This window comes from Sphingobacterium phlebotomi (assembly GCF_008180195.1).
Taxonomy (GTDB): Bacteria; Bacteroidota; Bacteroidia; order Sphingobacteriales; family Sphingobacteriaceae; genus Sphingobacterium; species Sphingobacterium phlebotomi.
Genome location: NZ_VTAV01000016.1, coordinates 1 through 13,022, shown reverse-complemented (window position 1 = coordinate 13,022; position 13,022 = coordinate 1). Strand labels below are relative to the sequence as shown.

At 41.2% G+C, this 13,022-nt stretch carries 12 protein-coding genes; 8 read left to right on the top strand and 4 right to left on the bottom strand.

Translation table 11 applies throughout. The features are described 5' to 3' along the window. The first annotated feature begins 29 nt into the window (after window positions 1-29). The 3 genes from FXV77_RS17585 to FXV77_RS17575 are packed head-to-tail and all read left to right on the top strand — an operon-like array spanning window position 30 to window position 3,151. On the top strand, window positions 30-728 hold the full coding sequence (locus FXV77_RS17585; RefSeq protein WP_148920557.1) for a hypothetical protein: 699 nt from the start codon (window positions 30-32) through the stop codon (window positions 726-728). A 30-nt stretch (window positions 729-758) separates the two neighbouring features. Beyond that, on the top strand, window positions 759-2,231 hold the full coding sequence (locus tag FXV77_RS17580; protein WP_148920556.1) for an amino acid permease: 1,473 nt from the start codon (window positions 759-761) through the stop codon (window positions 2,229-2,231). Between the two features lie 17 nt (window positions 2,232-2,248). Further along, the gene (locus tag FXV77_RS17575) at window positions 2,249-3,151 is read left to right on the top strand and encodes a serine hydrolase (RefSeq protein WP_148920555.1); all 903 of its coding nucleotides are present in this window, start codon (window positions 2,249-2,251) and stop codon (window positions 3,149-3,151) included. A gap of 118 nt (window positions 3,152-3,269) precedes the next feature. Here the strand turns inward: FXV77_RS17575 and guaB are convergent, their stop codons facing one another. Further along, window positions 3,270-4,742, bottom strand: a complete 1,473-nt coding sequence (gene guaB, locus FXV77_RS17570) for an IMP dehydrogenase (protein WP_148920554.1) — start codon at window positions 4,740-4,742, stop codon at window positions 3,270-3,272. Between the two features lie 250 nt (window positions 4,743-4,992). On the opposite strand from guaB, the gene FXV77_RS17565 reads away from it, so the two are divergent. From FXV77_RS17565 to metQ, 4 genes are all read left to right on the top strand, one after another. Continuing rightward, complete coding sequence (locus tag FXV77_RS17565) at window positions 4,993-5,496, top strand: hypothetical protein (protein WP_148920553.1); 504 nt, start codon at window positions 4,993-4,995, stop codon at window positions 5,494-5,496. Between the two features lie 109 nt (window positions 5,497-5,605). Next, window positions 5,606-6,352 (top strand): methionine ABC transporter ATP-binding protein, encoded by a 747-nt coding sequence (locus FXV77_RS17560; protein WP_148920552.1) that lies wholly within the window; start codon window positions 5,606-5,608, stop codon window positions 6,350-6,352. Window positions 6,353-6,363: 11 nt separating this feature from the next. Further along, on the top strand, window positions 6,364-7,020 hold the full coding sequence (gene metI, locus FXV77_RS17555; RefSeq protein WP_148920551.1) for a methionine ABC transporter permease MetI: 657 nt from the start codon (window positions 6,364-6,366) through the stop codon (window positions 7,018-7,020). Window positions 7,021-7,052: 32 nt separating this feature from the next. Continuing rightward, window positions 7,053-7,862 carry a methionine ABC transporter substrate-binding lipoprotein MetQ gene (gene metQ, locus FXV77_RS17550; protein WP_148920550.1) on the top strand — a complete coding sequence of 270 codons (810 nt, stop codon included), beginning with the start codon at window positions 7,053-7,055 and terminating at the stop codon, window positions 7,860-7,862. A gap of 263 nt (window positions 7,863-8,125) precedes the next feature. Here metQ and FXV77_RS17545 read toward each other — a convergent pair whose 3' ends face one another. Together FXV77_RS17545 and FXV77_RS17540 are read right to left on the bottom strand one after the other, a co-directional pair. Continuing rightward, entirely contained in the window at window positions 8,126-8,653 is a 528-nt protein-coding gene (locus FXV77_RS17545; RefSeq protein WP_148920549.1) for a methyltransferase domain-containing protein, read from the bottom strand. A gap of 52 nt (window positions 8,654-8,705) precedes the next feature. Continuing rightward, a complete protein-coding gene (locus tag FXV77_RS17540) occupies window positions 8,706-10,121 on the bottom strand; it encodes an APC family permease (protein ID WP_148920548.1) in 1,416 nt (471 codons plus the stop codon). 223 nt (window positions 10,122-10,344) lie between these two features. Here FXV77_RS17540 and FXV77_RS17535 point away from each other — a divergent pair, with 223 nt between their 5' ends. Further along, window positions 10,345-11,343, top strand: coding sequence for a beta-ketoacyl-ACP synthase III (locus tag FXV77_RS17535; RefSeq protein ID WP_148920547.1), 999 nt, complete (start codon window positions 10,345-10,347; stop codon window positions 11,341-11,343). Window positions 11,344-11,356: 13 nt separating this feature from the next. Here FXV77_RS17535 and FXV77_RS17530 read toward each other — a convergent pair whose 3' ends face one another. Then, window positions 11,357-12,868: a SulP family inorganic anion transporter gene (locus FXV77_RS17530; RefSeq protein ID WP_262713630.1), complete on the bottom strand. Its 1,512-nt coding sequence runs from the start codon at window positions 12,866-12,868 to the stop codon at window positions 11,357-11,359. Window positions 12,869-13,022 lie beyond the last annotated feature (154 nt).

The window sequence follows — 13,022 nt, the reverse complement described above, 5'->3', positions numbered from 1 at the left end:
TTATGAGATATAAGATATTAAAAAATACGATGAAAAAAAACATACAACTTCATGCATTCTTTTTCTTTTTGTTGCTTTTCGGGTTCTGTGTAAACCTTTCGGTAAATGCACAGGAGATCAAAGGCATTGTACATGAACTGGAAAGCAGCCAACGATTAAGAGATGTTGTCGTCAAAAACCTCCGGACGAACGAAACCACACAAACGGATGCAGAAGGAAACTTTATGATCTCTGGAAATATCAATGACCTGCTGACCTTTACCCAATCGGGGTATGAAGTAGACACGACTTTTATTTACCAAGAAGGCATACAACGCATTTATCTAATCCGCGATAGCAAGTCTATCGTCATTGACGAGGTTATTATAAGCCGCCTAACGGACAGCCGTTTGGCCTATGAAATTGAGAGAGCCAAAAGCGAAGGGCAGGTCACAGAAGCATCACAGACCCGAGGCGGGTTAAGGGTTTCGCTTTCCCGCTTATTTGGCAGACAAAGTAAAATGGCCCGCAAAAATCTGGATCTCCTGCTAGAAGAGCAAAATAACCGAAAAGTAGATAGGTTGTTTAGCGAGCAGGCTATTCGTGCTATCGTGCCGCTTACAGATACAGAAATGGCACTCTTTAGAGAGCAATTTCGTCCGTCACTTGAATTTATAGAGACAGCATCACCAGAGGATATTAGGGCATATGTACTCGATTCTTACGGTAAATTTAAATCTGGAAAATAATACACCACTACCCATATAAACAACAAAATTATGTTATATAAAAAATCTATTCCAAAAATTATCCAAGAAGCGCGGGAAAGTGGGGAACATACGTTAAAACGGACACTTTCGAGTACCGGACTGGTGTCTTTGGGTGTAGGAGCTATTATTGGTGCGGGGCTTTTCTCCTTAACCGGAATTGCCGCAGCGGAGAATGCGGGCCCAGCTGTTATCCTTTCTTTCATTATTGCTGCCTTAGCATGTTCCTTTGCCGGCCTTTGTTATGCTGAATTTGCCTCCATGATTCCTGTCGCGGGTAGTGCCTATACGTATTCCTATGCAACAATGGGCGAATTTATGGCGTGGATTATCGGTTGGGATTTAGTCTTGGAATATGCATTGGCAAGTGCGACGGTAGCGGTTAGTTGGTCACAGTACTTTAATGAGCTCTTGATGACATTTGGTCTTTCTATCCCACCAGAATATTTACGAGGGCCATGGGAAGGTGGTTATATAAATATCCCCGCTATTATCATCGTATGCCTGCTCTCCTTATTGTTAATGCGTGGCACAAAAGAATCATCTACTGTTAATAATATATTGGTGATTTTAAAAGTTGGGGTGGTATTGATATTCATTGCTTTGGGATGGAGCTTTATCGATTCATCCAATCACGTTCCTTTTATTCCGACAAACGAAGGCGAAGAAATGGTGAAAAGTGGTGATATGAGTTTATGGTCTTTTCTACACAGTGACCATTTCGGAGAGTTTGGGGTTAGTGGTATTCTACGGGCAGCCGGTGTCTTGTTTTTTGCTTTCATCGGGTTTGATGCCGTGAGCACCGCAGCACAGGAAGCCAAAAACCCTAAACGAGGCATGCCCATTGGTATTATCGGTTCGCTTATTGTTTGTACCATTTTATATGTACTTTTCTCTTACGTCATGACGGGACTAGAAAATTATAAATCGTTTGAAGGTGACGCCAAACCTGTCGCTACGGCATTTGCCAATACGGGCTATACATTTCTAAATACAGCATTGATTGTTACGATCATTGCCGGTTACACGTCTGTTATTTTAGTAATGCTACTCGGGCAAAGCCGCGTGTTTTACTCGATGAGCAAAGATGGCTTATTGCCAAAGATGTTTTCCGACCTTTCCAAAAACCAAACACCTTGGAAAACGAACCTCATATTCATGGTGTTCGTATCTCTTTTCGCCGGCTTTGTGCCTATTTCTGATTTAGGACACATGGTTAGTATCGGCACCCTATTCGCCTTCACGCTGGTTTGTATAGGCGTAATGGTCCTACGTAAAACAAGCCCGGAAATTGAAAGACCATTCAAAACACCATTAGTTCCGTTGGTGCCGGTATTAGGCATTATTGTCTGTTTGATTTTGATGGCATCTTTACCGATAGAAAGTTGGGAACGTCTAGGAATCTGGCTGCTTATTGGTGTCGCCATTTATTGGTTTTATAGCCGGAAGCACAGCAAGGTTCGACAGTCACATCGTAAATCTTAGTCGTTATTTGTATACAGATGAAACACGGTTTGTTCATAGTTCTTTTTTTCCTCCTTATCGGAGAACACGGCCATGCGCAGAAAAACGACAGCAAATTAGAGCGTATATTGCAAAACGAAATCAAAGATTTTCAGGGAGATATAGGCATATTTGTGCAACATCTTAGGCAAAACAAAACGGTAGATATACAGGCGGACAGTATCTTTCCTACGGCAAGCATTGTGAAAATCCCTATTCTAGCGGGTGTTTTCAACAAGATAAATCTCGGAGAACTGAAGTTAAATAGCCCTTACCTATACGATGCCAAACGTGTATACGGCGGTTCAGGATTGATGCAGTTTTATAAAGACAGTACTCAAACCGACCTATCCACCATGGTTTCCCTCATGCTGACCTATAGCGACAACGTAGCATCAATATGGTGTCAGGAATTAGCTGGTGGTGGTACTTCCATTAATCGTATGATGGATGACTTAGGACTTCCTCATACCAAAGTAAACTCCCGTACCGAGGGGCGTGAGGAGATATGGAAAAAATATGGATGGGGACAAACGACACCCCGCGAAATTGCACAACTGATGACCTTAATCCAACAGGGCAAAGTCATCACTCCCCGCCTTTCCGACAAAATGTACCGTTATCTAAAAAATCAATTTTACAACGAACGGTCACTGTCACAATTCCCTGCTTACATCGCAACAGCTTCCAAAACAGGTTCGGTAAATGAGGCACGCGGTGAGGTGGTATTTGTTCATGCGCCATCGGGTGATTTTGTTTTTGCTGTCTTAACGAAAAACAATACAGATCAACGCTGGACACGTGATAATGAAGCGGAGATTTTGACCAGACGGATTGCAAATATATTATGGAATTATTTTGAACCCAAAGAAAAGTTTAAAGCATATGATCCAGTGCTTTAAACTTTTCTTTCATCAAAACTATTTCCGCATAAAAAAAGCTGTCCAATCTAGACAGCTTCTTCTTTTTATTTTCCACTTTTACTTTGGGATGCTTTCTTGGTAGGAAGTTTATCGAATCTTAGCCTCTACTATAGTTAGGTGCTTCTTTCGTAATCGAGATATTGTGCGGATGTGACTCTCTTAAACCCGCGCCGGTAATCCGTACGAACTGTGCTTCTTTCAATTTGTCGATGGCACTCGCTCCACAGTATCCCATAGATGCTCTTAGTCCACCGATATATTGATATACCACTTCTGCTAATGTTCCTTTATATGGAACACGCCCTACAATACCCTCAGGCACTAATTTTTTAATATCATCTTCTACATCCTGGAAATAACGATCCTTGGAGCCTCTTTCCATTGCTTCTATAGATCCCATCCCTCTATATGATTTAAACTTACGTCCTTCATAGATAATGGTTTCACCCGGGGCTTCTTCTACTCCGGCAAATAACGAACCCGCCATAATCGTGTCTGCTCCCGCAGCAATGGCTTTGGCAATATCCCCCGTTTGTTTGATACCGCCATCGGCAATCAATGGGACCCCAGAACCTTTTAGTGCTTTAGCTACCTCATACACGGCATATAATTGCGGTACACCTACCCCCGCAACGATACGGGTGGTACAAATAGATCCCGGACCAATACCTACTTTCACAGCATCGGCTCCGGCTTCTGCCAATGCTTTCGCCGCCGCTCCTGTTGCAATATTCCCTACGATAACCTGCAGTTCGGGAAAAGTCGATTTAACCTCCCTCAATTTCTCGATCACCCCTTTGGAATGTCCATGTGCGGTATCGATAGTCACCACGTCCACGCCTGCATTTACTAAAGCGGTAACCCGTTCCAACGTGTCAGCCGTTACCCCTACCGCAGCTCCTACCAACAAACGGCCATGACTGTCTTTGGCAGCATTCGGAAAATGCTTATATTTTTGAATATCTTTAAAGGTGATGAGTCCTTTTAAGTTACCTTCTGCATCTACCACAGGTAGCTTTTCAATTTTATAATCCTGCAAAATCTCCTCTGCGCGAATCAAGTCTGTCCCTTCGGGCGCCACAACCAAATTTGTTTTTGTCATCAATTCGTTGATGGGCATGGACATATCTTTCTGAAAGCGAAGATCACGATTGGTAACGATGCCGACAAGCTTTTTGGCATCGTTGATAATTGGGATACCGCCTATCTTATGCTCTTTCATGATTTTAAAAGCATCCCCGACGGTCGACCCTTCCAACAAGGTTACAGGATCCTGTATCATTCCGCTTTCCGAACGTTTTACCTTACGCACCTCTGCCGCCTGCTCGTCTATTGACATATTTTTATGCAACATTCCTATCCCCCCCGCTTGTGCAATGGCGATAGCTAAATCAGCTCCCGTTACCGTATCCATCGCGGCAGATACTAAAGGAATATTTAAGCGAATTTTTTTTGTAAGCTGTGTGCTCGTGTCGACGTCACGAGGCAAAACTTCTGAATAAGCAGGAATCAATAAAACATCGTCGTATGTAAGACCTTCTGCTACGAATTTTTGTGGATCTAATTGCATATGGCAAATATCTTTGGAGTTTCTATATGCCAGGCAAAATTACGATTTTTATTGAGATTATCAAAAAATATTACTTTTTTATAATGACAGATAATTACTTTGCAAGATAGGCTTCTACTTCTCTTAGATACATTGTCATTGCCTTTAATGATTATAGTTTGGCAAACTATTTGCTTCCGTTTTATTCTAAAAACGAACCTTATCGATTATTGATAACGTTTGAAATTATATTTAGTAGAAATAGTAGAGAATGAAAAAAGTATTTTTATCGTTATTAGCTGCTTCATTTGTAGCAATCGGTGTACAAGAAGTGAATGCACAAGCTCGTTATCGGACAGCCTTGGGTTTAGGTATAGATGTTGGAGATGGCCCAACGTTAGTAGGTCCGCAGATAAAGCACTTTTTTGACGGTGCAAATGCAGGAAATGCGCAGGTATTGTTTGGCGACGATGTCACCGTCTTAGGTGTAGATTATTCATATAATCAAGCTATAGCAGGAACAAACGGATTAAATTGGTATATAGGCGTTGGTCCACAGCTTGCATTTGTTGACCGCGACGGCAGTTGGTGGTATGGAGGTCGGAATGATGATCGCACCTATTTTGCTCTTCGCCCGGCTGCGGGGTTGGAGTTTAAAATCCCATCTGCCCCTCTGGCTTTCCATTTCGACTGGAAACCCTGGTGGAACCTTACCAACAATAGCAATTTTGAACCGGCACGTTTTACTTTAGGATTTAAATTCACATTAAAGTAAATTTTAGAATATCATATAAAGCATAATTAAGACGTCGGTATATCTTCATGGTATACCGACATTTTTTATCCAAAGAAAATAACAAAACACTATCTTTGCACTAGATTATATGATTAAACTAGAGCAAGTCAGTAAAATATTTTATAAGAAAAAAAGGGAAATTCAAGCCCTTAAAGATATTACCCTTCATATCGAGAAAGGTGATATTTTCGGTATTATTGGTTATTCCGGTTCAGGAAAGAGTACGCTTGTGCGTACTATTAACCTATTAGAGCGTCCCACTTCTGGAGACATCTACTTGCAGGGTAAGAATATTGTTTCCCTTTCGGAGAAAGAATTAATTCCTTTCCGCCGAAAAATAGGGATGATTTTCCAACACTTTAACTTGCTTTCTTCTCGTACGGTTTTCGATAACGTTGCCTTTCCACTACAGTTAACAAATATGACGAAAGCAGAAATAAACAAAAAAGTAGATAACCTGCTTGATATGGTAGATTTATCGGAAAAAAGAGAAGAATATCCAGTAGCTTTATCGGGAGGACAGAAGCAACGGGTCGCCATTGCCAGAGCATTGGCCTCTGATCCGGAGATTTTGCTTTGCGATGAAGCGACAAGTGCTTTAGATCCGCAAACAACACGTTCAATCCTTTCGCTTTTAAAACGTATCAACCGCGAACTGGGTATTACGATCGTATTGATTACGCATCAAATGGAAGTAGTGCGTGCGGTATGTAACCGTGTAGCCGTTATATCTGCGGGTGAATTGGTGGAAGAAAACGAAGTAAATGTGTTATTTGAATTTCCGAAATCTCCTATTACACAAGAATTGCTAAACCCAACATTAACGATTGACTAACAAAGGTGAATATGTCTGAAGCAACATTTTGGTTATTGGCGAAAGGCACTTGGGAAACCATCGTGATGACATTTTCATCTGGATTCTTCAGCTTTCTGCTTGGACTTCCGCTAGGTATATTATTATTCTTGACACGTGAACGACAGTTGCTCGCAAACAGTTCATTAAACCGTACTATTGCCTTTTTTGTAAACATTTTCCGCTCCATCCCATTTATCATACTCATCGTGTGGATGATTCCGTTTACCCGTGCTTTAGTGGGAACATCTATCGGTATGAAAGCTGCTATCGTTCCGTTGAGCATTGGCGCAGCGCCATTCGTTGCACGCCTAGTGGAAAACTGTCTGCTGGAAATCCCATATGGAATTATAGAAGCCGCACGATCCATGGGGGCAACGACGATGCAAATTGTTCGCAGAGTGCTTATTCCCGAAGCCCTCCCTGCGTTAATAAACAGTGCCTCCCTTACACTTATAACATTAGTAGGATATTCGGCAATGGGAGGGGCTGTAGGTGCCGGAGGATTAGGACATATTGGATATCAATATGGCTATGTGGGCTATGACGCATTGATTATGAATATAGTGCTGGTGCTATTGATCGGCATCGTGTTCGGCATACAGTTTATCGGTGATCGATTATCGAAATATGTAGATCACAGAAAGTGATACGTTCATCATTTATATTAACAAAAAATACCATGTATTCTCGTATTAAAATCTTATTTATTTCAACTATTATCTTAGCTTTCCTTTTATCCTGTGACGGAGAAAATCGTTCTTCCGATGTCCTTCTTGTGGGGGTACAGGCAGGTCCTGAATACAGTTTGGCGGAAGAAGCCAAAAAGGTAGCAAAAGAAAAATACAATCTGGAAGTCGAACTGGTTTCTTTTAATGATTACGTCATGCCAAATGAGGCTCTACACCAAGGCGACATCGATGTAAACGTATTCCAAACCACTCCCTATTTAGATGACCAAATGGCAAGTAGAGGATATAAACTAGCCATTGTAGGAAATACCTTTGTCTATCCTATGGCTGGTTATTCCAAGAAAATAAAAAACATAAGTGAACTGAAATCTGGGGATACGATAGTTATTCCTAATGATCCTACCAACTTGGGTAGAGCACTTTTACTCCTGCAGGAAGTTGGACTTCTTCAGCTTAGAGATAACGTAGGATTACTCCCCCGTATACAGGACATTACTAAAAATGAGCTAAATCTTAAGATTCTTGAATTAGAAGCTCCCCAATTGCCTCGGACGTTAGATGACGGAAAAGTTGCCGTAGCGGTTATCAACAATAATTTTGCGGCGAGTCATAATCTAACAGCGAAAGACAATGGTGTTTTTATAGAAAACGAGAAGTCACCTTATGTAAATATCATTGTGAGCCGGGAAGACAACAAAGAAGACGAAAAAGTATTAAATTTTGCAAAAGCCTATCAATCAGAAGAAGTAGAGGCTGTAGCAAATAAAGTGTTTAAAGGTGGTGCTATAAAAGGCTGGTAGTTTCTTTTCTTTTTTTCTCTCAAAAAAAGAAAAAAGGTGGCGTTAAAGGTTTAATGGAGGGATAATACAATTGCATAGACCCTCTCTTAACATTAAAATGCCGCATCCGGATGTTTTACATCTGTACAGACACATTCTTAGTATTATCCTAAATGTAAAATATTCGAAGCGGCGAGGTTTATGGACAAGTGTTCATTTTGGTGTCCATGAGCTCTCTTCGTTCGGTTTGGTTCTTTTTACGGAAAAAAGAACATAAAAAATTATTAACGATTAGGAACCGTCCATAAGAATATGGTGCTTCCATCTACCGTGATAGTTTTCTCTGGTTCCCAGTCGCCCATATCAAAGGCGTGTGAGACAATACGTGTCCCCGGTTTTAATTCTTCTAAAATTTTCGGACGCAATTTCAGATTGACTTCTGGGAGTAAGTAAAGCGTCAATACATCTGCCTTACTAAAGTCAAAATCAAATAGGTTTCCTTGGATAAAAGTCACTTTATCGGTTACACCTGCTTCTTTCGCATTTTCATTTGCTTCCTTAATACGTTGCGGGTCGATGTCGACACCTGTGGATTTAGCTCCTCGCTTAGCTGCGGAAATCGCGATACGTCCGTCACCACATCCTAAATCATAATGGACATCTCCTGCTTTTACACCTGCCAAGTCTAACATCGCATCTACGACGGGTTGTTTTGTAGGTACGTATGGAACATCTAAGTTAGGTGTTTGTGCAAATACCTGAAAACCTACCAATAAACAAAAAACCAGTAAATAATTCTTCAATGCATTCATTTTGTTTAATTTAAAGGGTCAAAAAATATATTTTATATCTAGTACGCAAAAATCATGTGTTTTGTTTCGATTCTTTCGATTTCGGTATGAAAAAGAAAAATATCATCCCTGATAGTAGCACACCCACGCCGAGCCAAGCACCACTTCCGGCAAACATCAAGCTAGAATACAGCAAGTACATAGAGGTCAGACAAAAGATAATGGGAAGTACGGGATATAGTGGCACTTTAAACGGACGGGGTGCGTTGGGTTCTTTATGGCGTAAAACAAAAAGCGATAGTCCCGTGCATAAAATAAAAAACCAAAAAATGGGTGCTGTAAAGTCCACCATAGATTCAAATCCACTACGAGCAAAAGAACCTATAATAATTAATAAAATCGCTATTGCCCCTTGCGCCAAAAGTGCGTTGACAGGTGTTGAGGTTTCGGATTTCCATACACGCATAAAAGAAAAAATCGGAAAATCCCGCCCCAAAGCATGATTCGTGCGCGCCCCGGTGAAAATGGTCGCGTTAGTAGACGTTAACGCAGCCAAGATGACCAATAAGCCTATAAAAAACACACCCGTATCCCCCATGATAACACGCATGGTTTCTACACCAACGGCTTCCGAAGAAACCAACCCATCAATCCCCAAAACGTTGAGATAAGCTAAATTTATCAACAGATAAATAACCGTAATGATAAGAATACTGGTTATCATCACCAATGCCATCTTTTTACAACCACCTCGCATCTCCGACGATATATAGCCCGCCTCGTTCCATCCGCCAAACGTTAGCAGTACCATCACCATTGCGCCTCCTATTGCCGGTGTTATACCAGAACTTACAGGCGCGACAGCCGTATTACCGCTACCTTCCGGAGCGAAGAAAAGACCAGCAACAATCAAGACCAACAATCCGACAAATTGTAAACTGACCAACAGTTTTTGTGTTCCTGTTCCTACATGTACACCGATAATATTGACGAAGGTAAGCCCTATCACCACCACGGCCGCATAAATCGAGGAAGAAAATGTGCCTAAGCTATACAATTCGCTCATATAGTCACCTACAATAAATGCCAACAACGCTATAGAACCTGTCTGTATAATACTCATCCTTGCCCATGCAAACAGAAATGCAAAACGCCGACCAAAAGCACGGTGTAAGAAGTGATAGTCGCCACCCGTATTGGGAAAAGCGGTACTTAATTCTGCATAACACATGGCTCCAATCAACGATATTACACCTCCTAACACCCATACACCAAGAAATAATTCCGAACTGCCTGTATTTGCAGCGACAATGGACGGCGTACGAAAAATACCTGCTCCGACAACGATGCCAATAATAACGACAATTGCGTCAATTACTCTTAAAACTTGTTTTGGACTTACTGATTTATCGGTATTAGTGGCAAAACCTTTACTATTTTGCTGTGTTATTTTTTCGATACGGTTTTTCAGGTTTTGCGTGTCTTTCATTCGCGCTTTTCATTTTGTAGCGTTATGTATTATTCCTTACATAATAGTACAAACAACTATGCAAATTGTTTGCAATTCCCATGACCCAGTTGAAGAAGAAGTGTTTTTCTATTTTTTTACGCTTAGGTTACGAAAAGTAAACAAATTACATAGGCTTCTCCCATCCAAACTAATTATAAAATTCCGTACCTTTGCCCTGTTTTTATTTTGAGAAACCAAATTTATGCAAAATATTTATTCATCACGCCCCTATGCCGCTATCACCGCTATAGGCGGTTACCTTCCTCATGGACGAAGAACAAACTTCGATTTAGAACAGGTATGCGACACTTCGGACGAATGGATTATAAAACGTACTGGAATTAAAGAACGTCGTATTCTAGAACAAGGATTGGCCACCTCGGACATGGCAGTTATGGCTATCCGGGATTTGTGTACACGTTACAACAAAGATATTTCGGATGTAGACGCCATTATCGTCGCGACCTCAACACCCGACGTATTAATGCCCGCAACGGCCAATATCATCGCTCAGAAACTGGGTTTAAAAAATGTATGGGCTTTCGACATGAACGCCGCTTGTTCAGGATTTCTATATGCGCTGGATATGGGCGCTTCGTTGGTGGAAACAGAACGATATAAAAATGTACTCGTTGTCGGAGCAGATAATATCAGCGCATTTGTTAATATCCATGACCGTTCTACCAATATTCTTTTTGGAGATGGGGCCGGCGTAATCTGGTTAGAGCCATCTGCGGAAGAGGGCGTCATTGATGCCTTTATGCAGAGTAATGGTGACGGCCGTGAATTCCTAAATATTGAAGGCGGTGGTTCCTTATACCCAACTAATAATGATACGCTTAACGGTGAACGCCGGTACTTACGGCAAGACGGTAAAGTTGTATTTAAACAGGCCGTACAATCCATGAGCAACGCCTGTAAAAGTGTACTGGAACGCAATCAACTGAGTATAGCACAAGTAGACTGGTTAGTGCCACATCAAGCTAATAAACGTATTATCGATGCTGTAGGTAAAGAGATTAATATCCAAGAGGACAAAACATTGACCAATATAGAATATCGTGGTAATACGATAGCAGCGACCATTCCCTTATGTATCTGGGAGAACATTAAACTGATACAAAAAGGAGATCTACTGATGTTAACGGCGTTCGGTGCAGGGTTTTCCTGGGGAGCGAGTTTATTACGTTGGATGATATAGCGTTTTTATATCCTCAATCATTTGGCATGACCTTATATGTAGGATCTTCCGCTATATCGATGTGGACAAAACCTTGTGCATTTTTTAATAAGGAACGACAATCTGGACTAAGATGTCTCAATTGTACATGCTTATCCTGCTTCGCATATCGTTCAGTAATCTTGTTCAACGCATCTATTGCAGACATATCGACGACCCTACTTTCTTTGAAATCGATAACAATATATTTAGGGTCATCCAATACATCGAATTTTTCCATAAAGGCAGCTGTAGACCCGAAAAACAATGGGCCATATATTTCGTAGTATTTCACCCCATCTTCGTCGATATATTTTCTAGCACGTATACGCTTTGCGTTATCCCAAGCGAAAACCAGTGCGGAAACAACTACGCCCGCCAATACTGCTAAGGCGAGATTGTGTAAAACAACGGTAATAGCCGCTACCAGCATCCCTACGAAAATATCTGACTTGGGGAATTTATTAATAATACGTAAGCTTACCCACTGAAATGTACCTATCGCGACCATCATCATCACACCGACCAATGCGGCCATCGGAATCTGTTCGATAAAAGGCGCACCCACTAAAATGATAACCATAATGGCAATTGCTCCAATAAATGATGAAATTCGGGAACGCGCACCCGCATCGAGATTAACCAGTGTTTGTGCCACCATGGCACATCCCCCCATACCGCCGAAAAAGCCATTTACCACATTAGCTACCCCTTGCGCCATCGCTTCCTTATTTGATTTCCCCTTTGTATTGGTTATTTCATCCACCATATTAAGGGTTAAAAGTGATTCAATAAGCCCCACCCCTGCCATGACTAGCGAATAGGGAAAGATTAACTTCAGCGTATCTAACGTCCATGAGATATCCGGAATATGAAAAGTGGGAAACGAGCCACTTACGGATGCAATATCCGCTACTTTTTTCGTATCAATACCAAATATACTCACCAATATAAATACCATTAAAATAGCGACCAAAGATGCAGGAATTTTCTTCGTTACTTTTGGAAATACCAAAACAACAAGAATGGTAAAAGCCGTTAACCCCAACATCGTATAAAGTGACGTACCTGTCATCCAAGAGGACGGATCAGCCGGTAGCCGGAATTGTTGAACTTGAGCCATAAATATAATAATCGCCAGCCCGTTTAGGAATCCGTACATCACCGGTTGCGGAATTAAACGAACAAATTTGCCCAATTTAAATAGACCAACCAGCAATTGTAATACACCCGCCAATACGACAGCCGCAAAAAGATACTGAACACCATGCCCCGCCGCTAACGCAATTAATACCACCACCGTAGCGCCTGCACCACCAGATACCATACCCGGTCTCCCTCCTAAAATAGACGTTATAAGCCCCATCAGAAAAGCAGCATATAATCCGGTCAACGGAGAAAGACCTGCTAGAATTGCAAAAGAAAGAGATTCGGGAATCATCGTCATTGCGACGGTCAACCCCGCCAAAATTTCATTTCTTAAATTAATATTTTCCAGTAATTTCAAGATAACAAAGGGATAAATTCAAAATCGCACCAAAGGTAGTTCTTTTTTCAATGATGACGTCACCGCTGGTTTCTAAAACTTTTAAAAAAATTTGTTTATATATAAAAATAACATTACCTTTGCAGTATCATAATTTAGGTTTATAATTGGTTAG

What these genes read in the sequence shown, in the direction of transcription:
- guaB (WP_148920554.1), bottom strand. Translation starts at nt 4,742, where the DNA reads ATGCAATTAGATCCACAAAAATTCGTAGCAGAAGGTCTTACATACGAC.
- FXV77_RS17580 (WP_148920556.1), top strand. Translation starts at nt 759, where the DNA reads ATGTTATATAAAAAATCTATTCCAAAAATTATCCAAGAAGCGCGGGAA.
- FXV77_RS17565 (WP_148920553.1), top strand. Translation starts at nt 4,993, where the DNA reads ATGAAAAAAGTATTTTTATCGTTATTAGCTGCTTCATTTGTAGCAATC.
- FXV77_RS17585 (WP_148920557.1), top strand. Translation starts at nt 30, where the DNA reads ATGAAAAAAAACATACAACTTCATGCATTCTTTTTCTTTTTGTTGCTT.
- FXV77_RS17560 (WP_148920552.1), top strand. Translation starts at nt 5,606, where the DNA reads ATGATTAAACTAGAGCAAGTCAGTAAAATATTTTATAAGAAAAAAAGG.
- FXV77_RS17535 (WP_148920547.1), top strand. Translation starts at nt 10,345, where the DNA reads ATGCAAAATATTTATTCATCACGCCCCTATGCCGCTATCACCGCTATA.
- FXV77_RS17540 (WP_148920548.1), bottom strand. Translation starts at nt 10,121, where the DNA reads ATGAAAGACACGCAAAACCTGAAAAACCGTATCGAAAAAATAACACAG.
- FXV77_RS17575 (WP_148920555.1), top strand. Translation starts at nt 2,249, where the DNA reads ATGAAACACGGTTTGTTCATAGTTCTTTTTTTCCTCCTTATCGGAGAA.
- FXV77_RS17545 (WP_148920549.1), bottom strand. Translation starts at nt 8,653, where the DNA reads ATGAATGCATTGAAGAATTATTTACTGGTTTTTTGTTTATTGGTAGGT.
- metI (WP_148920551.1), top strand. Translation starts at nt 6,364, where the DNA reads ATGTCTGAAGCAACATTTTGGTTATTGGCGAAAGGCACTTGGGAAACC.
- metQ (WP_148920550.1), top strand. Translation starts at nt 7,053, where the DNA reads ATGTATTCTCGTATTAAAATCTTATTTATTTCAACTATTATCTTAGCT.